Raw genomic sequence first — 18972 nt, 5'->3', positions numbered from 1 at the left:
AGCCTCCTTCTCCCAGTTTATGGCAGGGCAATCGCCTACGGTACGGTCGACCCCCACTCCGTCACGCTTCGCGTGACACCTCTCCCCCCTGCGAACGGGGAAGAGGTGGCTCGGCGAAGCCGAGACGGAGTGGGGGTCGAGTTTGGTCCGGCGCTCTGTCAGGTGCTTTGCCGGCTTTGCAACAGCGCGAGCATGCCCAGCGTGACCAGCGCCATGACCATGCAATAGCCGGCCAGCGGCCATGCCGTGTCGCCGCCGAGCAGCACGACCAATAGCGTGCCGATGATACCGACGATCAGGCTCTGGACGCAGAAATAAAGCGCGACCGCAGTACCTGCGACATCGCCGAACGCCTGCAGCGCGCCGTTTGCGCTAACTGAGCCGGCGAAGACGATGCCAACCGAGATGACCCACATCGGCAGGACAAAGGTCCAGAAGGACGGTTCGAACAAGCACTGTCCCGCCACCAGCAGCGCCGCACCGAGAAGCAGCATCGCCATGCCGCGAGCAAGGCTGCCGGCAATGCCCCAACGCGCGACGAAGCGTTTGGCGAAGCGCGTGGTGGCGATCATCACAAGTGCCGCGGTGGCGAAGGCGATGCTGAATCCCATCTCGGAGAAGCCGGCACGGCCGATAAGCACGCGCGGCGCCGTCGAGAAGAAGACGAAGAACGCGCCCATCGCCGCACTGAAGCCGAGCGTGTAGGTCCAGAACGTAAAACTCTTCAGGATCGGCCTGAAAGCCGGCCGCTTTGCCGACGTGCCTGCAGGCCGCGTTTCATGCCATCGCGGCATCGCATTCAGCGAAGCCAAGACTGCCAGCACGCCGAGCGTGACGAAGATGAAACGCCAGCCGAGATGATCGGCAATCACTGCGCCGGCGATCGGGCCGAGCGCCGGCACGAAAGCCAGCATGGAGCTGAACAGGCTGTAGATGACAGCACCTTCCGGCCGCTCGGCATAGACATCGCGAACCGTGGCAAAGGTGGCGACCAGTGCCGCCGACGCGCCCGCCGCCTGCAGCAGGCGCAGCACGACGAAGATCGCAGCCGACGAGGTGCCGGCAAGCAGGAACGAACTCGCCGCAAAGAGCAGCGCCCCGCCGATCAGCACCGGACGGCGGCCGATGCGATCGGAGATAGGCCCGAAGACGATCTGGCCGAGCCCGAGCATGATCATGTAGAGGCTCAGCGTCAGTTGCACGACCGCCGGCGTGGTGCCGAGGATGCCGGGCATCGCCGGAACGAACGGGAGGTAAATATCCATGGCCAGCGAGGCCAGGATGTCGAAGGGCGCCATCAGCAGCAGGGCTGAGGGCAGGGCGTAGTTCCACGCCTTCGGCGTGGGAGAAGGGGAGTTTTGATAAGGCACGATTATGCATCCGCTCAAATGGGTAAGATCTGGCGGCGATCTGCCTTCCCTTTAGGGTCGGTATTTCAAACCGGGAATGACGGGACAGACGCCGCAACAACAGTCGAGTTGCTGCGGCTTACTTGTCTGCTGACTTGGTGGGTCCCATGGTCTTGCCCCGTGAATGAATGCGCCGTGCTTTATCAGCCTCGGGCCGATCCGGCAACGGCCAGCACCTGAATGACCTCGGGCGCCGTGCCGTAAGTCTCCTTGCTGCGGCGATGATAGGCGATGAATTCGGCGGCAGGCAGCGCCCTGGAGAACAGCCATCCCTGCCCGAAATCGACGCCCTGCGCTTTGAGGTAGTCCGCCTGTCCTGCGGTCTCGATGCCCTCCGCCACCGTATAGAGGCCGAGCGCCTTCGCCATGTCGATGATGTGGGACGTCACCGAGCTTGTGGCCGTGTTCTTGCCGACCGTGTCGACGAAGGACTTGTCGATTTTCAGCGCATCCATCGGCAGGCCCTGGAGATATTGCAGGCTGGAATAGCCGGTGCCGAAATCGTCGATCGCCACCGAATGACCGAACGCGCGCGCCCGGCCGAGCGTCACGCGCGCGGCGTCGATGTCGATGAAGCCGCGCTCGGTCGCCTCCAGCCATATCTGCGTCGGCCTGATGCCGGTGTGGCGCAGCCTGTCTTCTATGAAATCGAGAATTCGGCCGGACTTGATGTCGGCGGCGCAGATGTTGATGGCGATGTGGAGCGTACGGTCCTCGACCAGCATCCGGTTCAGGTCGAAGACGATGGCCTCGAAAACCTGATCGGTGATCGGCATGATCAGGCCGCTCTCTTCCGCCAGCGGAATGAACAGATCGGGGCGGACGATGCTGCCATCGGGGCGCTTCCAGCGCACCAGCGCCTCCGCGCCGACGCATATGCCGGACTTGAGTTCGACGATAGGCTGGTAGTGCACGATGAATTCGCGATTGCGCACGGCGATCGCAAGCTCACCCAGCGGCGAAAGCTGTTTTCGCGACAGCCAGACGACGACGCCGACGATGAAGGCCGCGATGAATGCCCCGATGGGCAGGAGAAACATTTGCTCCTGTCGAAGTTTGCCGGCGAGTTTCGCTTTCGGTTCGGTGACGACCGCGACAAGGCCGGTGTCGCGCGCCACGGCGTACAGTGCGTCGTCGGTCATGCCGTCCTGCGGATTGCCGATCGCGGATTTGACGAGCGCTGCGTCCGGGGCGTTGAGCGTATCGATCAGCGTGCCCTGGTCGTTGGTCAGCGCCAGCGACATGCTGTCGTCGACCAGGACATCGACAAAGCGTGAGGGCACGACGAGAACATTGTGCCTGCCACGACGCAGAGCCATCATCGGGTTGCCTCGGGTGACCCGCGGCGCTATCCGCAATTTCACGTCCAGCCCGTCCGGCGTCACATAGTCTGCAGGCGTCAGCGCGATTTTACCTGCCGTCTGTCCCCAGGACGTGCATTTGAGGAAACCGTTTTCGAAATACCCCATTTCCTCAATGGCAGGTGTATTGACCGTGAGGAGCCGCATGCGCGCGATGTGCTCTTCCGAACAGGGGATGAACGGCGTGGCTTCGACGGCATCGAGCGCGTCTTTCGCTTCGCGGAAGGTGTTGTTCGCCCGCACGATCGTGCGATCGGCAAACAGCGTCAGGAGGGCTTGCTCCTTCTGCACCGCAATCGCCCACGACATATAGGCCATCGCGGCAATGGGGATTGCAGCGCCGAGCAAAGCCAGCAGGACACCTGTCGCGATAATGCGGGAGCGTCGCATTTCCATCTCCGCAACTTCGCGGTTCTACGCGGGCCATGATGCGCCGGCCGGCGTTAAGAAATTCCCTTTCGTGTCTATCGGATTGTCTGAAAGCTCGAGAGCCGGGCCGCGTAGCTATTTGTACATGCCTTCGCGCAGGTTGATGCCGTGCTCGAGCCAGATTTTCAGCGCGCACAGCATCTGCGACCAGCCCTGGCAATTGCCGTAGGAGGCCTTCAGGCCGGTCGGCGTCTCGCGCCAGCCTTCCTCGGCGATGGAGACCAGCGTGCGGTTACCCTCTAGCGACTCAAACGTCATCGTCACCGTGGTCATGTAGCCGGTGGATGCGGTGACCGCCGCCTCGCCGTCCGACGGCGCGCCCTCATTGGCCTCCCATTGCAGGACGATCTTGCGGTCCTTCTCGACCTCGACGACATGGACCGGAAAGGCGCCGGGAAAGTCATGAAAGTCCCAGGTGACGGTGGCGCCCGTCTCAAGCCGCCCCTTGGCGCCGCCGGTGGTGAAATAGCGCGACAGCTGGGCGGGATCGACCACTGCTTCGAAGACTTCAGCAACAGGTTTCGAGACCCGTGCACTGACATTGAACTTCAGTTCCATGATCTTTTCTCCTTGTTCTTGCGGCAATTATGTTATAAAAACATAACATGTCAAGCGATGGTGAAAACGACATGATTTTCAAGGCGTTGGCGGCGTCGACCCGACGCTCGATCCTCGATGTGCTCAAGGATGATCCCCAGACGACTGGCGAGCTTTGCACCCGCTTTCCCGCACTCGATCGCTGCACGGTGATGCAGCATCTGAAGGTGCTGGAGGAGGCGGACCTGATCATCGTGCGCCGCGAGGGGCGTGAGCGCTGGAACCATCTCAACCCCCTGCCGATCAAGCACATCCACGATCGCTGGATCGGGCCTTACGCGGCCTACGCAACCGAGGTGCTGGACCGGCTGAAGACCGATCTGGAGGAGACGCTGTGAGTGTGGCGGGCGGGAAACGCAGCTTCACCGAGTGATGCCGGAGCCCAGACCATAGACGATGGCCGCTCCGGCCAGGAACATGATCAGTATCGCCTGGCAAACCGTGACGATCACCATGAACGCCGCGCGTCCGGTCGACAGTTTGAGATGGGACGCGAACCAGCGCGTCTCGATCACCACGTACCAGATCAGGGAGATGGCGAAGATAACCATCCCCGATGCGACCACGGTGGGGTTGTGCATGCGCGACAGGGACCCGAGCAGGCTGAACGAAAAGGCGAAAGGTGCGGCGACATAGCACTGGCTGTAAAAGGGCGGCTTGAGCGTATGGCGGTCGAGCCGGATGCCGCGGTGGCGCAGCATCTTCAGGGACATCAGCAGCGGAAAGATGCTGAACGCGACACCGCGAAAGATCAGCAGGTTGGAATCGCTGGCCAGGATCGCAGGCAGCACCCATGGGGCGGCATCGCGCAGGCTGAGCTCTATTCCGTGCGCAAGCAGCAAGGTGATGAGCAGGAACAGCGGCGGGCTCAGCGTGTCGATATATTGCTCGGCCTGTGTATCGGCGAGCTCCACGTCGGCGTAGCGCATCATCGCTGTCGGACGGCGCAACGTTCGCCACATGGTCAGCGGATAGAACAGCAGCCATGACGCCAGCTCATAGAGGAGTTCCTCGAGCGACTTCAGCAATCGCATGAAATCCATTGCGAGCTCTCCTGCTCATGGCTGGCCGCCTGCGCCATTAAACACGAGCGTGGGGATCGGGCAAACTGCCCGTTGAGATGCCGCGAATGCCGGCTGCAAAAACAGTTGCCTGATCGGGAAGTTTGCGACACCAATCGGGGAAAACGGGGCGGGCACAGAAATGACATCACGGCGATCAAGCGTCGTTATCGTGGGAGCCGGGATTGTCGGCGCTTCCATCGCCTATCATCTGGCCAGGCTGAATGTGGCGGTTACGCTTGTCGACAGGGCAAAGCCTGCCGGCGGCGTGACGCATCGGTCGTTCGCATGGATCAACGTGTCCCACGGCCTGCCCGAGACCTATCCGGAACTGCGCAAGCGGGGCATCGGCGAGTGGCACAGGCTGGAAAGCGAGCTGAGCGGGCGGCTTCGGGTCGACTGGTCAGGTGCATTGACCTGGCACGCCAATTCCATCGATACCGAACGCCTTGCTCACGACAGCGCCGCCATGGGGCATGACGTGCGGCTCATTCGGCGCGACGAGATAGCCGCCCTTGAACCGAACCTGAAGAACCTGCCCGACAGTGCCGCCTTCGCAGCAGGCGAAGGCGCTATCGATCCCGTGGCTGTAACGGAGCTTCTCGTTCAGGCGGCAAGGGAGGCAGGCGCCGATATCCGGCTCGATACCGAAGTCCTGTCCCTGGCTACGCAGGATTCGGGGGTGACCGGCGTTGTGACTTCCGCCGGCAAGATCGAGGCGGACGCCGTCGTGCTGGCGGCAGGCGTTGGGACAAAGACCTTGTCCCAACCGCTCGGCCTCACGCTGCCGCTGGACGCCTCGCCCTGCATCCTGATGCGCTTTCGCACGCCTCGCCGCCTGGTCAGCCGGGTGGTGTGCAACCAGCACATGGAGATACGGCCCCAGACCGATACGACCATGGTCGGCGCGGAAGATTATATCGACGCCTCCGCGGAGAACGGACCTGAGGCCGTGGCGCAGCGCGCGCTGGCCGCAATCAGGCAGCAGCTCGTCGGTGGCGAGGAAGTCGAACTGATGGATGTCCAGGTCGGTATAAGGCCCGTTCCAGCAGATGGTTTACCCATTGTCGGATGGGTTCCCAGGATCGCCGGCTTGTATCTGTCCGTCATGCATGTCGGAGTGATGCTGGCCCCGTTGATCGGGCGGCTCGCATCATCGGAAATAGCTCATGGCGTGGAAGATCCGCTGCTTGCGCCATACAGGTCGAGCCGGTTCTGACTGCGATCTCGTCCGCTGCGCGCAGCGCTGATTTCAATGCCCGGAGAGGACGAGCGTCTTCACGGGGAGCAGCAGCGCCTGCAATCTCAGTATGATGGCGTGGACCACCCCGACCGTGTCGATGACATGGAGAAACACCCATTTGGAGGTGCTCAGATCCTTTGCCGCGAGAAGGTCGTGATTGTTGGTGTAGGCATTGACGATGCAGCTGCTGCCGGGCGGGACGCCGTCGAGCCCGCCTTCGAAAAGCGGTTCCATGAAGACGGTGATCGTGCCGGGCTTTATCACCTGCTGAGGGTCGATCAACTGGTCCGATGCCCGGACCTGGCCGGCTGCGATAAGATCCTGCACCTCGGTTATGACCATCGGTATGATGGTCATCGGCTTCGAGATGCAGGTGGCTTCGGTGACCATGCCGATCTTCATGACCTGCGCCTCGAGCTGGCCGAAGCCCGCGACGAGCGCCTCCCTGCCGGCTTCTGTCGGTATCAGCACGCCCGCCGGCCGCATCACGGGATTGACGATATCTCCCTTGCGCAAAGTGAACTGCTCAAGCGTTCCGTCCACGCCCGCATAGACGACCGTCTTGTCCAGCTCGACCTGCGCCTGGGCAAGCGTGGCTTCGGCCGTGGCCTTTTGCGCCGGCAGCACTGAAGAAATCTGGGCCTCCACGGACTGCTTGCCTGCCAGCACGGCAGACACCCCGGCCTGGCGGCCTTCGACGATGTTCCGAAGCTTCTCGATCTCCCGCTGCGCAACCGCGTTGGCATTTCGCTTCTGCAGCTCGGTCTTGGTGTCGAGCTCGTCGACGGCTTGCTGATATGCGCTCTGCGCCTCCTGGATCTTGGCGTCGGCGCCGGCCAGATCGGTTTTCGCCAGCTCCAATGTCGCGTCGATCTCGGACACGCGCCGCCGTGCGGTTTCCAACGCGGCCTCCTGCTCCGAACTGTCGAGTTTGAAGATGGGCTGGCCGGCTTTCACCTTTTCCCTGAAGCCGGCATAGACCTCCTCGACGCGGCCAACGCCCTCGGGAATGATGGGTACGGTGCGATAGAAGGAAACGGCGCTGTTCGTCGATGGGTGAAAGTAAAGAATGAGCGTCAGAAGCGATATGGTGAGCATGATGCAGGCGGTTATTCCATAGCGAAGCTCGTACCAAACCGAATACAGCGTGAGCTCGCGTCCGATCCGTTTTCCCTGCACGAAACGGCGATAGAGAAAATCGGGAAGGATGGTGACGATCGAGCACAGCAGGACTTCGATCATGGTTCGCGCCCTTCCGCCGGCAAGACGTGGGGACGGCTGTCGGAAGAACTCTCCGGCAGAGATTGCCCCTGTGTGCCGGAAGCTGGCGCTCTGCTATCCGGTCCTATTGACGGCGCGGGTGATGGTGTCTCGCTGCCCCGCCTGGCCGTTACATCAGCGGCAGCTTCCTGCGATAGCGGGTGACCGGCCAAGGCCGGCGAGCTGATTGCGGTTCCCTCGGTTGCAGACATGGGAGGCGCATCCGAGGCGTGCGCTCTCCGGTTAGCCATGCGCGCGAGAGACTCGGCCATGTTGGCCAGGGGTGTCCAGAAGTCGGGAATGGGAATGAAGGCAAGCAACAGCGCTGCGACCCAGAACGCGTTGTTGTGTGTGAACAACGCAAGCAACGACAGAACCCCAACCAACTGAAACTGCAGATTGCTGGCGCCGTGGGCCATTCGCTCCGGCAATGCATGAAGCCAGAAATACAGGCTCCCGATCATGAGTACTATGATGATGAGGGCTATTACCGAGCCCACGAACAGAACGTCCGTTTCCCCGGGAGGTGTTATGAACCCCGGCAGATAGTGAGGTGCCAGGGGGTGCATTGCCTCGGACATCACCGATAATCCTATGGCTGTATATGCCGGATCTTCTTTTTTACTCGTTTATCGAGTAGTTCCCCAAACAAAGAACAATAGCTCGGACCACATTAGCACCGAAGAATAACTTTATCTCATCTTTTTTTGATGCGTGTATTCGCGATAGATTTAAGTATATTTTGTGGAATATTGTCTCTTGCGACTGATGTGAAAATGCCAAGGCACGGCCCGCCGCCGGAACGCGCCTGCGGTCGCAGCTCGAACAAAGTCCGAAAAGAATTAGGCGCTGGCTGGGTTATGGATCGGCTCGAGGCCGACCCCAATCAGCAAAGGGGCTTGCCCTAAAACCGCCCGACATCGGCGAAGGCGATAGCCTTGCGGATGATGGCGACGAGCTGCTCGCCGGCGATCTCCTTGGGACCGCTGTTGTCTATGGTCGAGATGCCGGGGCCGGTGAGTTCGACCTTCACCGTGCGTGCCAGCCGCGCCATCACCTCGCCGCGCGATTCGCGGCCGCGTGCGGCCAGCCGCTCGGCCAGTATCTCCGGGGCCGCGGTGATTTCGACCACGGCGACATTCTCGTAGCGTTCGCGCAGCGCCGGAATGGCATTGCGCGAGCCGTTGGCCACCGCGATGTGGCCGTTGGCGATCGCCTCGTCGACGCTTGCCGGGATGCCGTATTTCAGCCCATGCGCTTCCCAGGAAAGCGCGAAGGCGCCCTCAGTCGCGGCTTCAACGAATGCCGCATCTTCCAGCGTGTCATGGTCTTCGGTTGCGCCGTCGGAAGGACGGGTGATGACACGGCGGACAAACTCCACCGTATCGTCCTCGGCGAAATGCTGGCGCGCATAGGCGATGACGGTGTCCTTGCCGGCGCCGCTTGGGCCGACCACGGCGATGAAGACGCCGTTGCGGACCGGGAATTCAGCGCTTGCCTGCTCGCGCTCGATGAGGGCCGAGACCATCATGCGACGCGGCGCCCTTCGCGCCATACGGTGCGAACCACCGGCACATGCTCGTCGACGCGCACGCGCACCAGATCGGCGCGGCGGCCGGTCTCGATGACGCCGCGGTCGGTGAGGCCGACGGCTTCGGCCGGCGTCTTCGACACCATGGCGACGGCCTGCGGCAGCGAGATCGCGTCGACCACTTCGCCAAGGAAGAAGGCCGACTGGATCAGGCTGAACGGAATGTAGTCGGACGACAGGATGTCGAGCAGCCCGTCCTCGGCCAGCGCGCGGGCCGAAACATTGCCCGAATGCGAGCCGCCGCGCATGACGTTGGGCGCGCCCATCAGAACGCCGAGCCCGGCACCTTTGGAGGCTTTCGCCGCTTCCATCGTGGTCGGGAATTCGGCCACCCGAATGCCTTGCGATATCGCCTCGTCGACATGGGCAATTGTCGCGTCGTCATGGCTGGCGAGGATGATGCCGCGCGCCTGGCAGGCCTCGGCGATCGCGGCGCGGTTGGGCGCGGAATTTTCGGCCGACTGCGCCATGCGCTTCTGGCAATAGGCGCGAAACTGCTCTTCGCTCATCTTCAGCTTGCCCATGTAGTAGACGGCATAGGCGTCGAAGCTGGCGAACTGGCGCTGGCCCGGCGCATGGTCCATCAGCGAGGCGAGCTTCACGCGCTCGTCGCCGTCGAAAAGCGCGAACGCCTCGCGGCAGTCAGGCGCCGAAACCTCGCAGCGCAGGTGGATGAAGTGGTCGGCGCGCAGCCGGTCGTTGACGACGCTGTCTTCGATGGCGTCGGCGAGCTTGCGCATGTCGGCGGCGGTGATGTCGGAGTCGGTGTCCATGCCAACCCGAAGCGCGTCGAACACGGTGGTGATGCCGGCGGTGGCGACCTGCGCGTCATGGGCAAGCACCGAGGCGATCGGGTTCCAGCGCACTTTCGGGCGCGGCGCATAGTGGCCTTCGAGATGGTCCGTGTGGAGTTCCACCAGACCCGGAATGATGTAGTCGCCCTGCATGTCGTCGCCGGTCTTGCCGGCGCCTGCGGAAATGTCGGCGATCTTGCCGTCGCGGATCAGGATCGAGCCGTTGACGATTTCGTCGGCAAGCACGATGCGGGCATTTGTCAGTGTCGTCTCGGTGGTCATTTCAAGCAGTCTTTCTTTCGCGTCTTTGTCCAAGCGCGTGATAGGAATGCACCATGAAGGGTGCGCCAGGCTCGCGTTCGACGAACAGGGCCAGCCCGTCTATGGCAAAGGGTTCGGCAACGGCGTTGCCGAACAGGCGTTCGATGGTTGCACGCAATTTTGGGCTTTCTTCGGCGCTGACGCGGCCCGTCAGCGTCATGTGGAAACGGAACGTGTCGAACACGTAAGGGTAACCCCATTGGCACAGGTTGCGGAACTCGATCTGGCTCAGTGCATCCGGGTTGCGGCGCTCGATTTCGGCATCGGTCAAGGGCGCGCGAAAGCGATCGAACTTTTCAACCACATCGCCGGCGAAGCGATTGAGTTCGGGTGACACCTCGCCCGGGATAAGCGCGAAGAAGCGGTCGATCTGGCCCAGCACGAGATGCGGGATGATCACCGGCTCGACCGATGCGGCGTAGGCGGCTAGCGCCTTGTCGAGCGAGGCTTCGCTCTCACCCTCGGCCAGCCGGAACGGCGCCTTCAGCGTGGCGTGGAAGCCGTAGCGCCGGGCGGCAGCGGTGTGGAAGGCGATCTCCGTCGGCGTCAGCAGCGATGTTGCCGGCGCAGTGCTGGTCGCACCCGTAAAAGGGTTGCGGCCGAGCCAATTGGCAGCGATGCGGGTCAGCGCGTCGTCGGGTCCGGGGGTGAAGTAAATGGCGTATCGCATCGTGTGGTCCTGGTCAGCCTCGCTGCCATAGGCGATTTGCATGACGGATTGACGAAGCTTTTTGATTTGTCGGTAATATCAGACAAGTTTCTTTGCGTCATCAGCCAGAAGCGGTGGGCGGCTGGTGCTGTGGTGGTGGGTTTTCGGCCATCTGTCACAGCGAAGTGACCGTCGGCCGGGCGAGCGTGCATTGACCCGGTTTGGCCTTGGATGCTCAATCGCTGCAACGAAAAGACAAGGGAAGACGGGGTTTCCATGAAAAGATTTTTGCTTGCTGCGGCCGCGCTCGCGGCCATGACCTTTCAGGTTTTCGCGCAGAATCCCGATCCGGCGAAGTGGGACGATGTGCTCAGGCAAGCGCGCGGCGAGACGGTCTATTTCAACGCCTGGGGTGGCGCCGAAAACATCAACGCCTATCTCGAATGGGCCGGCAGCGAGCTTGAGAAGCGCTACGGCGTCAAGCTGGTGCATGTGAAGCTCGACGATACCGCCAATGCTGTGGCCAAGGTGGTGGCCGAAAAGGCCGCCGGCCGCAACGACACCGGCACGGTCGATCTCATCTGGATCAACGGCGAGAACTTTTCGTCGATGAAGCGGCAGGATCTTCTGATGTCGCCGGGCTGGGCCGAAAAGCTGCCCAACTGGAAATATGTCGACGCCGACGACAAGCCGACCATCCGCACCGATTTCACCATTCCCGTCGAGGGGCTGGAAAGCCCATGGGGCATGGCCAAGCTGGTGTTCTTCTACGACCAGGCCAAAACCGATGCCGCGAGCCTGCCGAAATCGGCGAAGGAGCTGCTGGAATGGGCCAGGAAAAACCCTGGCCGCTTCTCCTATCCGCAACCACCGGATTTCATCGGCTCGTCCTTCCTCAAGCAGATATTGTCTGAACTCGTCACCGAGCGCGCTGTGCTGCAGAAGCCGGTGGACGAGGCTTCCTTCGATGAGGTGACGAAGCCGCTGTTTGCCTATCTCGATGAACTCAACCCACTGCTGTGGCGCGGCGGCAAGGCCTTTCCGCAGAACTATCCGGCGATGAAGCAGCTTCTCGCCGATGGCGAGGTCGACATCATCTTCGCCTTCAACCCGTCGGAAGCCTCCGGCGCCATCGCCAATGGCGAACTGCCGGGCACCGTGCGCTCCTTCACCTTCCCGGCGGGCACGCTCGCCAACACCCATTTCGTCGCCATCCCCTACAACGCCGCCGCCAAGGCCGGCGCGCTGGTGCTGGCCGATTTCCTGATCTCGCCGGAAGCGCAGGCGCGCAAGCAGGACCCCAAGATTTGGGGCGACCCGACCGTACTTGCGGTGTCGAAACTCGATGCGGAGGACAAGGCGCGTTTCGACGCGCTCGATCTTGGTGTTGCGACGCTGAAGCCGGATGAGCTCGGCCCTGCCATCGACGAGCCGCACCCAAGCTGGATGGAGCGGCTGGAACTGGAATGGAAGAAGCGCTACGGCGCGGCCAATTGAACGAAGGGATGAGGTTGGTGGTGACTGCGATTTGCAGGAATGGCGCTGGCCTGTTCGGTGATGCTTACGCTATCGCCCCCTCTCCGTCGCGCTTCGCGCGCCACCTCTCCCCCATTTCATGGGGGCGAGGAACCTGGGTTCTGAGAAGCCGCGACATTTCAGGACTTGGGTTCCTCGCCCCTGCGAAGCGGGGGAGAGGTGGCTCGGCGAAGCCGAGACGGAGAGGGGGTCGCGTCCAAAGCGAAACCCTCCGCATTCCAGACTGCGATAGTCCCGCGAAGCAGAGCAAAATACCATCACCTCAACCTATCCAATGCTCCCCCGCCTAGGCCCGCCGCTGGCGGTTATCCTCCTCACCGGGCCGATCCTCGCCGGGCTTCTCGGCACGCTGCTGCCCGCCTTCGGCTATCTGCCGGCGCTCGGTGGAACCGGCTTCACCCTCGACCACATCGGCGAACTGCTTGCCCGCCCCGGCATCATGATGTCGGCGCTGATCAGCCTTGCCGCAGGGCTCGTCACTGCCGCCATTTCGCTCGGCATCGTCGCGCTGTTCATCGCCGGCTGGGCCGGCACGAAGATTTTCTCGCGCATCCAGCATCTGATTTCGCCGCTGCTTTCGGTGCCGCATGCGGCGGCGGCGTTCGGTTTCGCTTTCCTCATCGCCCCGTCCGGCATGATATCGCGGCTGATCTCGCCTGGATTGACCGGCTGGCAGCGCCCGCCCGATCTGCTCATCGTCAACGATCCGATGGGCCTGTCGATGATGGTGGGGCTGATCGTCAAGGAAATACCCTTTCTTCTCCTGATCGCGCTGGCGGCACTTCCGCAGATCGACCTTGCCCGCACGCGGGCGCTATCAGCCTCGCTCGGCTATGGCCGCATTGCGGGGTTTATCCATGGCGTATGGCCGCCGCTCTACCGCCAGATCCGACTTGCCGTCTTCGCGGTCATCGCATTCTCGTCGTCGGTGGTCGATGTCGCGGCGATCCTCGGCCCGACCACGCCGGCGCCGCTGGCCGTGCGGCTGGTCGGCTGGATGAGCGACCCGGAACTGTCGATGCGGTTCTTTGCGTCTGCCGGCGCGCTGCTGCAGCTTTGCATCACGGCACTGGCGATCATCATCTGGATCGGGCTTGAGCATATCGGCGCGGCCATGCGCGATCATCTGTGTGATCGCGGACTGCGTTTGCGGCGCGATGCGTGGCTGGCGCGAGCGGCCCTCGTCGCCATGGTTGTCTCGGCGCTGACGATCTTCGCCGGGCTTGCGACGCTCGCCCTCTGGTCCTTCGCCGGGCTGTGGCAGTTCCCCAACGCGCTGCCCGACAGTTTTATCGCCAACGCCTGGATGAAGACTGCGCCGCGCATTGCCGCATCGCTGGCGACGACGCTGCTGGTCGCGACGCTTTCGACGCTGCTTGCCGTGGCGCTGACCCTGCTCTGCCTGATCCGCGAGGACGAGACCGGGAAAAGGGCGGGCCGGCGCGCGCTGTTCCTGATTTACCTGCCGCTGCTGGTGCCCCAGGCGGCGTTCCTGTTCGGGCTGCAGCTGATCTTCGTCGGTACCGGCACGGTGGCCAGCCTGCCGGCGCTGGTTCTGGCGCATCTGGTCTTCGTCATGCCCTATGTCTTCCTGTCGCTGGGCGACCCGTGGCGCGCCTTCGACCGGCGCTACGAGGCGGTGGCGGCGGGGCTTGGCAAATCCCGCGCAGCGACGCTTCTACGCGTCCGCCTGCCGATGATGCTCCGCGCCATCCTGGTTGCGGCGGCGGTCGGCTTTGCAGTCTCGATCGGCCAGTATCTGCCCACCGTGCTGATCGGCGCGGGGCGGCTCGAAACCATCACCACCGAGGCGGTGGCGCTGGCCTCCGGCGGCAACCGCCGCATCATCGGCGTCTATGCCTTTCTCCAGATGCTGCTGCCGGTGATCGGCTTTGCGGTTGCCACGCTCGTGCCGGCGCTGATATTCCGGCATCGCCGCGCCATGCGCGTATGAGCGCACGGCGCTGAAACTTAAGACCGGTTGGGTGATGGCCGAGAACGGGCTCTTTCTGGACGATGTGTCGATCGCGCTGAACGGGCACAGGCTCGTGGCGCTGACGCATCGCGTCGCGCCGGGCGAAGTGCTGACGGTGATGGGACCGTCCGGTTCAGGCAAGTCGACATTGCTTGCTTATATCGGCGGCTTTCTTGCGCCGGCTTTCGAAGCGTCCGGCAAGGTGTTTTCAGACGGGTTGGAGCTTACCGCTCTGCCGGCTGAGGACCGGCACGTCGGCATATTGTTTCAGGACCCGCTGCTGTTTCCGCATATGTCGGTGGGTGGCAATCTGGTCTTTGCCATTCCGGCATCGGTAAAGGGCAAGGCCGCTCGCCACGCGCTTGCCGAAGCAGCGCTCGAAGGTGTCGGCCTCGCCGGCATGGCGCCGCGCGATCCCGACACGCTGTCGGGCGGCCAGAAGGCGCGGGTGGCGCTGGCGCGTGCGCTTTTGTCGGCGCCGCGCATGCTGCTGCTGGACGAACCCTTTTCCAAGCTCGACGCCGAACTGCGCGGCCAGATGCGCGAACTGGTTTTCGCCAAGGCGCGCGACGGTGCGCTGCCGGTGGTGCTGGTCACCCATGACGAGGCCGATGCCGACGCCGCAAGCGGACCCATCGTCCGCATCGGGAACGCGCAATGACCGCCTTGCCTGAACTTCCCGTGACGGCAGTGCTGCCGGCGCTGCTCGAAGCTCTGGCGGCAGGCTCGAGCGCCGTGCTCGTCGCGCCGCCCGGTGCCGGCAAGACGACGCTGGTGCCGCTGGCACTCCTCGATGCGCCGTGGCTGGGGAGCGGAAAAATATTGCTGCTGGAGCCGCGCCGACTGGCCGCCCGCGCCGCCGCACGGCGCATGGCACAGCTGCTTGGCGAGGAGCCGGGCGGCACCGTCGGCTACGCCATGCGCATGGAAAGCCGGCAAACGGCGGGCACAAGAATTCTCGTCGTCACCGAGGGCATCCTGGCGCGTATGATCCTCGACGATCCGGAATTGCCCGGCGTTTCGGCTGTCATCTTCGACGAGTTCCACGAACGCTCGCTCGATGGCGATTTCGGGCTGGCGCTGGCGCTCGACGTGCAGGGCGCGCTGCGCCCGGAATTGCGGCTGCTGGTGATGTCGGCGACGCTGGACGGCGCGCGGGTCGCGCGGCTGCTCAGCAGGGCTCCGGTGATCGAGAGCGAGGGTCGCAGCTTTCCCGTCGATGTCCGCTATCAGGAGCGGCCAGCCGGCACGCCGGTCGAGGACGCCATGGCGAAAGCGATCCGCGAGGCGCTGGTGGACGAGCCCGGCAGCGTGCTCGCCTTCCTGCCCGGCCAGCGCGAGATCGAGCGCACCCGCGAACGGCTGGAGGGGCGCGTCGGAGCCGACACCGATATCGTGCCGCTCTACGGCATGCTCGACGGCAAGGCGCAGGATGCTGCGATCAAGCCGGCCCCGGCGGGACGCCGCAAGGTGGTGCTGGCGACGGCGATTGCCGAGACTTCCATCACCATCGACGGCGTGCGCGTGGTGATCGATTCCGGCCTGTCGCGCCTGCCGAAATTCGAGCCGGCAAGCGGCCTGACGCGGCTGGAAACGGTGCGCGTTTCCCGCGCCTCGGCCGATCAGCGCGCCGGCCGCGCCGGCCGCACCCAGCCGGGCGTCGCGATAAGGCTGTGGCGCGCCGAGCAGACGGCGGCATTGCCTGCCTTCACGCCGCCGGAAATCCTGGAGGCCGATCTGTCCGGCCTCGTGCTTGATTGTGCTGCCTTCGGCGTCGCCGACCCGGCAAGCCTCGGCTTTCTCGATCCGCCGCCCGCACCCGCCCTGGCCGAGGCCAAGGCGCTGCTCGGCGCACTCGACGCCATCGACGCCGACGGTCGCCTGACGCCGTCCGGCGAGGCCATGCGCAAGCTGGCCCTGCCGGTGCGGCTGGCGCATATGGTGGCGGAAGCGGCGGGCGACGGTCATGCCGGCGAGGCGGCGCAGCTTGCCGTTCTCCTGACCGAGCGCGGCCTTGGTGGGGATGGTGCCGATCTTGAGCGGCGGCTGTCGCGGTTTCGCGGCGAAAGATCGCCGCGGGCGACTGCGGCGCGGCAGTTGGCGGAGAGGCTGGCGCGGGCCTTACCCTCCCCCTTGCGGGGAGGGTCGGGCCATAGGCCCGGGGTGGGGGTGGCCGGGGACGGGCTCTCAGCTGACATACCCTCATCCCGATCCGCTGTGCAGACCGACCCGTCCCAAAAGAAAAAGGGCAAAGTTGGCGTGCTGCCTCTACCGACCCCCTCCGCCGCCTTCGGCGGCACCTCCCCCTCAAGGGGGGAGGGGAATGCCGGCGCGCTTCTACTCCACGCCTGGCCCGACCGCGTCGCCAAGGCACGCGGCGAGCGCGGGCGTTTTGTCCTTGCCAATGGCAGCGGCGCGGCACTCGATGCTGCCGATCCGCTCGCCGGCGAAACCTTCCTTGTCGTCGCCGACCTGCAGGGCAAGGCGCAGAATGCGCGCATTTCCGCCGCCGCTCCTGTCTCGGAAGCCGATATCCGCGCTGCCCTTGGCCACCGCATCGAGAAGAGACTGGAGACGGCCTTCGACCGCGACAAACGCGCCGTGCGGGTGCGCGAGATCGTGCGGCTCGGCGCGATTCTTCTTTCGGAACGCATGCTGCCGCCGCCGACGGGCACTGACGCCGACCGCGCCATCATCGACGCGCTGCGCGAGCATGGGCTGTCGCTGCTGAACTGGGGCAAGGAAGCGGAAATCCTGCGCCATCGCCTGCAATGGCTGCATCAGGGCCTCGGCGCGCCATGGCCCGATGTTTCCGACGAAGCGCTGATTGCCGCGCTGGACGACTGGCTGCTGCCCTTCCTGACCGGAGAGGCGAATTTCGCGCGCATTCCGTCGAGCGTGCTTCAGGCCGGGCTGATGTCGCTCGTGCCGCACGACCTGCAACGCAAGATTTCCGCACTGGCCCCGACGCATTTCGATGCGCCGTCAGGCAGCCATGTGCCGATCGACTATGAGGGCGAATGGCCGGTTCTGGCGATCCGCGTGCAGGAACTGTTCGGGCTGGATGTCCATCCCTCGATCGCCAACGGCACGGTGCCGCTGACGCTGGAACTGCTGTCGCCGGCGCACCGGCCGATCCAGACGACGCGCGACCTGCCCGGCTTCTGGCGCGGCTCCTGGGCCGATGTCCGCTCCGACATGCGCGGGCGCTATCCCAAGCACGTCTGGCCCGACGATCCGCTGACCACGGCAGCCACCGCGCGGGCAAAACCCCGCGTCAAATAGCGCTTGGCGCACAACGCCTCTCCAGCGCATAAAGCCGGCATGATCAAGAAGCTGCAAACGCCCGATTTCCAGCAGACCCACCGCCTGAGGCTGAACACGCTGATCCGCCTGCGCTGGCTGGCGATCATCGGCCAGAGCGTCACGGTGATGTTCGTCGCCTACTGGCTCGATTACCCGCTGCCGGTGAGCCTGTGCTTTGCGCTGATCGCGTGCTCGGCCTGGCTGAACCTGCTGCTGACCTTCCGCTTTCCCTCCGCGCACCGCCTGCAGCCGCTGGCTGCACTTGGCATCCTCACTTTCGACGCGCTCCAGCTTGCCGGCCTGCTCTACATGACCGGCGGGTTGACCAATCCGTTTTCGCTGCTGATGACCGTGCCGGTGGTGATTTCCGCGACCTCTCTGCCGCTGCGCATGACCGCACTGCTCGGCGGCTTCGTCATGGCGATGGCGACGCTGCTGGTCTTCGTGCATCTGCCGCTGCCATGGACGGCAGGTGCGGAGCTCGCCATGCCCTTCGTCTATGTCGCCGGCATGTGGACGGCGGTGATGTCGAGCATCGCCTTCACCGCCATCTATGCCTGGCGCGTCGCCGAGGAGGCGCGGCTGCTGGCCAACGCGCTCGCCGCCACCGAACTGGTGCTGCAGCGCGAGCAGCATCTGTCGGCGCTGGACGGTCTTGCCGCTGCCGCCGCGCACGAACTCGGCACGCCGCTGGCAACCATCGCGCTGGTGGCCAAGGAGATGGAACGCGCGCTCGGCAAGGACACCAAGTTCCATGAGGATGTGACGCTGCTGCGCTCGCAGAGCGAACGCTGCCGCCAGATCCTGAAGCGGCTCACCAGCCTGTCGTCGGAAAGCGAGGAGCATCTGGCGCGGCTGCCGCTGACCTCGCTGGTCGAGGAGGTGATCGCGCCGCATCGCGATTTCGGCATCTCGATAAAGCTGGAGCCGGGCGAGCGCATCGGCGCGGAGCCGGTCGGGCGGCGCAATCCGGGCGTCATCTACGGGCTCGGCAATCTGGTCGAGAACGCCGTCGATTTCGCCGCCAGCGCCGTCACCATACGCTGGCGCTGGGACGACCGCAGCGTCGTCTTCGAGATCGTCGATGACGGGCCGGGCTTCCCGCCCGAAATCATCGACCGCATCGGCGAACCCTATATGTCGACGCGGCAGGGGCCGGAGTCGGGCGGTGGCCTCGGGCTCGGCCTGTTCATCGCCAAGACGTTGCTGGAACGCTCCGGCGCCACGCTTGCCTTCTACAACGCCAATGAGCGCGGCAAGGGAGCAGTGGTGCAGATCGACTGGCCGCGCGAGGTGTTCCTGAACCCCGGCTCGGCATCGTCCTCGATGTTCGATACGGCATAGAGACCGTGAAAATAAAGGCTGTTTCGCCTGAAAGGACGGCGTTTAACCCTGCGCAGTGGCAAAACAGGCGTTACACGCTTATATTCGCTTAAAAAT

At 64.0% G+C, this 18972-nt stretch carries 15 protein-coding genes; 7 read left to right on the top strand and 8 right to left on the bottom strand.

The genetic code is table 11. The annotated features are described in order from the left end of the window. Positions 1 to 158: 158 nt before the first annotated feature. From cml to DZG07_RS02380, 3 genes are all read right to left on the bottom strand, one after another. Positions 159 to 1370 carry a CmlA/FloR family chloramphenicol efflux MFS transporter gene (gene cml, locus DZG07_RS02390; RefSeq protein ID WP_281004515.1) on the bottom strand — a complete coding sequence of 404 codons (1212 nt, stop codon included), beginning with the start codon at positions 1368 to 1370 and terminating at the stop codon, positions 159 to 161. Positions 1371 to 1552: 182 nt separating this feature from the next. After that, the gene (locus DZG07_RS02385; RefSeq protein WP_119813996.1) at positions 1553 to 3166 is read right to left on the bottom strand and encodes an EAL domain-containing protein; all 1614 of its coding nucleotides are present in this window, start codon (positions 3164 to 3166) and stop codon (positions 1553 to 1555) included. A gap of 108 nt (positions 3167 to 3274) precedes the next feature. After that, on the bottom strand, positions 3275 to 3757 hold the full coding sequence (locus DZG07_RS02380) for an SRPBCC family protein (protein ID WP_119813994.1): 483 nt from the start codon (positions 3755 to 3757) through the stop codon (positions 3275 to 3277). Between the two features lie 47 nt (positions 3758 to 3804). Here DZG07_RS02380 and DZG07_RS02375 point away from each other — a divergent pair, with 47 nt between their 5' ends. Then, entirely contained in the window at positions 3805 to 4134 is a 330-nt protein-coding gene (locus tag DZG07_RS02375) for a metalloregulator ArsR/SmtB family transcription factor (RefSeq protein WP_119813992.1), read from the top strand. Between the two features lie 24 nt (positions 4135 to 4158). Here DZG07_RS02375 and DZG07_RS02370 read toward each other — a convergent pair whose 3' ends face one another. After that, positions 4159 to 4839, bottom strand: coding sequence for a permease (locus DZG07_RS02370; protein ID WP_119813990.1), 681 nt, complete (start codon positions 4837 to 4839; stop codon positions 4159 to 4161). 160 nt (positions 4840 to 4999) lie between these two features. On the opposite strand from DZG07_RS02370, the gene DZG07_RS02365 reads away from it, so the two are divergent. Then, complete coding sequence (locus DZG07_RS02365; protein ID WP_119813988.1) at positions 5000 to 6076, top strand: FAD-binding oxidoreductase; 1077 nt, start codon at positions 5000 to 5002, stop codon at positions 6074 to 6076. A gap of 33 nt (positions 6077 to 6109) precedes the next feature. On the opposite strand, the gene DZG07_RS02360 is transcribed toward DZG07_RS02365, so the two are convergent. From DZG07_RS02360 to DZG07_RS02340, 4 genes are all read right to left on the bottom strand, one after another. Further along, positions 6110 to 7342 carry an HlyD family secretion protein gene (locus tag DZG07_RS02360; RefSeq protein WP_091911673.1) on the bottom strand — a complete coding sequence of 411 codons (1233 nt, stop codon included), beginning with the start codon at positions 7340 to 7342 and terminating at the stop codon, positions 6110 to 6112. A gap of 922 nt (positions 7343 to 8264) precedes the next feature. Continuing rightward, positions 8265 to 8891 (bottom strand): phosphonate metabolism protein/1,5-bisphosphokinase (PRPP-forming) PhnN, encoded by a 627-nt coding sequence (gene phnN / locus DZG07_RS02350; protein WP_091911671.1) that lies wholly within the window; start codon positions 8889 to 8891, stop codon positions 8265 to 8267. Next, complete coding sequence (locus DZG07_RS02345) at positions 8888 to 10027, bottom strand: alpha-D-ribose 1-methylphosphonate 5-triphosphate diphosphatase (protein ID WP_119813986.1); 1140 nt, start codon at positions 10025 to 10027, stop codon at positions 8888 to 8890. The genes phnN and DZG07_RS02345 overlap by 4 nt, the downstream gene beginning before the upstream one ends. A gap of 1 nt (position 10028) precedes the next feature. Beyond that, entirely contained in the window at positions 10029 to 10736 is a 708-nt protein-coding gene (locus DZG07_RS02340) for a DUF1045 domain-containing protein (RefSeq protein ID WP_119821319.1), read from the bottom strand. 255 nt (positions 10737 to 10991) lie between these two features. Between DZG07_RS02340 and DZG07_RS02335 the strand changes: the two genes are divergently transcribed. The 5 genes from DZG07_RS02335 (at position 10992) to DZG07_RS02315 (ending at position 18876) form a co-directional block, all read left to right on the top strand. Next, the gene (locus DZG07_RS02335; protein WP_119821317.1) at positions 10992 to 12212 is read left to right on the top strand and encodes an ABC transporter substrate-binding protein; all 1221 of its coding nucleotides are present in this window, start codon (positions 10992 to 10994) and stop codon (positions 12210 to 12212) included. Between the two features lie 313 nt (positions 12213 to 12525). Then, the gene (locus DZG07_RS02330; RefSeq protein ID WP_119813984.1) at positions 12526 to 14205 is read left to right on the top strand and encodes an ABC transporter permease subunit; all 1680 of its coding nucleotides are present in this window, start codon (positions 12526 to 12528) and stop codon (positions 14203 to 14205) included. 34 nt (positions 14206 to 14239) lie between these two features. After that, positions 14240 to 14887, top strand: a complete 648-nt coding sequence (locus DZG07_RS02325; RefSeq protein ID WP_119813982.1) for an ATP-binding cassette domain-containing protein — start codon at positions 14240 to 14242, stop codon at positions 14885 to 14887. Further along, positions 14884 to 17511 (top strand): ATP-dependent helicase HrpB, encoded by a 2628-nt coding sequence (gene hrpB / locus DZG07_RS02320; RefSeq protein WP_119813981.1) that lies wholly within the window; start codon positions 14884 to 14886, stop codon positions 17509 to 17511. The genes DZG07_RS02325 and hrpB overlap by 4 nt, the downstream gene beginning before the upstream one ends. 39 nt (positions 17512 to 17550) lie before the next feature. Then, complete coding sequence (locus DZG07_RS02315; RefSeq protein WP_091911659.1) at positions 17551 to 18876, top strand: ActS/PrrB/RegB family redox-sensitive histidine kinase; 1326 nt, start codon at positions 17551 to 17553, stop codon at positions 18874 to 18876. Positions 18877 to 18972: the final 96 nt, after the last annotated feature.

It is taken from the genome of Mesorhizobium sp. DCY119 (genome assembly GCF_003590645.1).
Taxonomy (GTDB): Bacteria; Pseudomonadota; Alphaproteobacteria; order Rhizobiales; family Rhizobiaceae; genus Mesorhizobium_M.
The sequence above is the reverse complement of the archived record's forward strand: the minus strand, read 5'-3'. Positions and strand labels throughout refer to the sequence as shown.

Coding starts and splice junctions, on each gene's coding strand:
- hrpB (WP_119813981.1), top strand. CDS start 14,884: ATGACCGCCTTGCCTGAACTTCCCGTGACGGCAGTGCTGCCGGCGCTG.
- DZG07_RS02330 (WP_119813984.1), top strand. CDS start 12,526: ATGCTCCCCCGCCTAGGCCCGCCGCTGGCGGTTATCCTCCTCACCGGG.
- DZG07_RS02380 (WP_119813994.1), bottom strand. CDS start 3,757: ATGGAACTGAAGTTCAATGTCAGTGCACGGGTCTCGAAACCTGTTGCT.
- DZG07_RS02365 (WP_119813988.1), top strand. CDS start 5,000: ATGACATCACGGCGATCAAGCGTCGTTATCGTGGGAGCCGGGATTGTC.
- DZG07_RS02375 (WP_119813992.1), top strand. CDS start 3,805: ATGTCAAGCGATGGTGAAAACGACATGATTTTCAAGGCGTTGGCGGCG.
- DZG07_RS02335 (WP_119821317.1), top strand. CDS start 10,992: ATGAAAAGATTTTTGCTTGCTGCGGCCGCGCTCGCGGCCATGACCTTT.
- DZG07_RS02315 (WP_091911659.1), top strand. CDS start 17,551: ATGATCAAGAAGCTGCAAACGCCCGATTTCCAGCAGACCCACCGCCTG.
- DZG07_RS02360 (WP_091911673.1), bottom strand. CDS start 7,342: ATGATCGAAGTCCTGCTGTGCTCGATCGTCACCATCCTTCCCGATTTT.
- DZG07_RS02325 (WP_119813982.1), top strand. CDS start 14,240: ATGGCCGAGAACGGGCTCTTTCTGGACGATGTGTCGATCGCGCTGAAC.
- DZG07_RS02340 (WP_119821319.1), bottom strand. CDS start 10,736: ATGCGATACGCCATTTACTTCACCCCCGGACCCGACGACGCGCTGACC.
- DZG07_RS02370 (WP_119813990.1), bottom strand. CDS start 4,839: ATGGATTTCATGCGATTGCTGAAGTCGCTCGAGGAACTCCTCTATGAG.
- phnN (WP_091911671.1), bottom strand. CDS start 8,891: ATGATGGTCTCGGCCCTCATCGAGCGCGAGCAGGCAAGCGCTGAATTC.
- DZG07_RS02345 (WP_119813986.1), bottom strand. CDS start 10,027: ATGACCACCGAGACGACACTGACAAATGCCCGCATCGTGCTTGCCGAC.
- DZG07_RS02385 (WP_119813996.1), bottom strand. CDS start 3,166: ATGGAAATGCGACGCTCCCGCATTATCGCGACAGGTGTCCTGCTGGCT.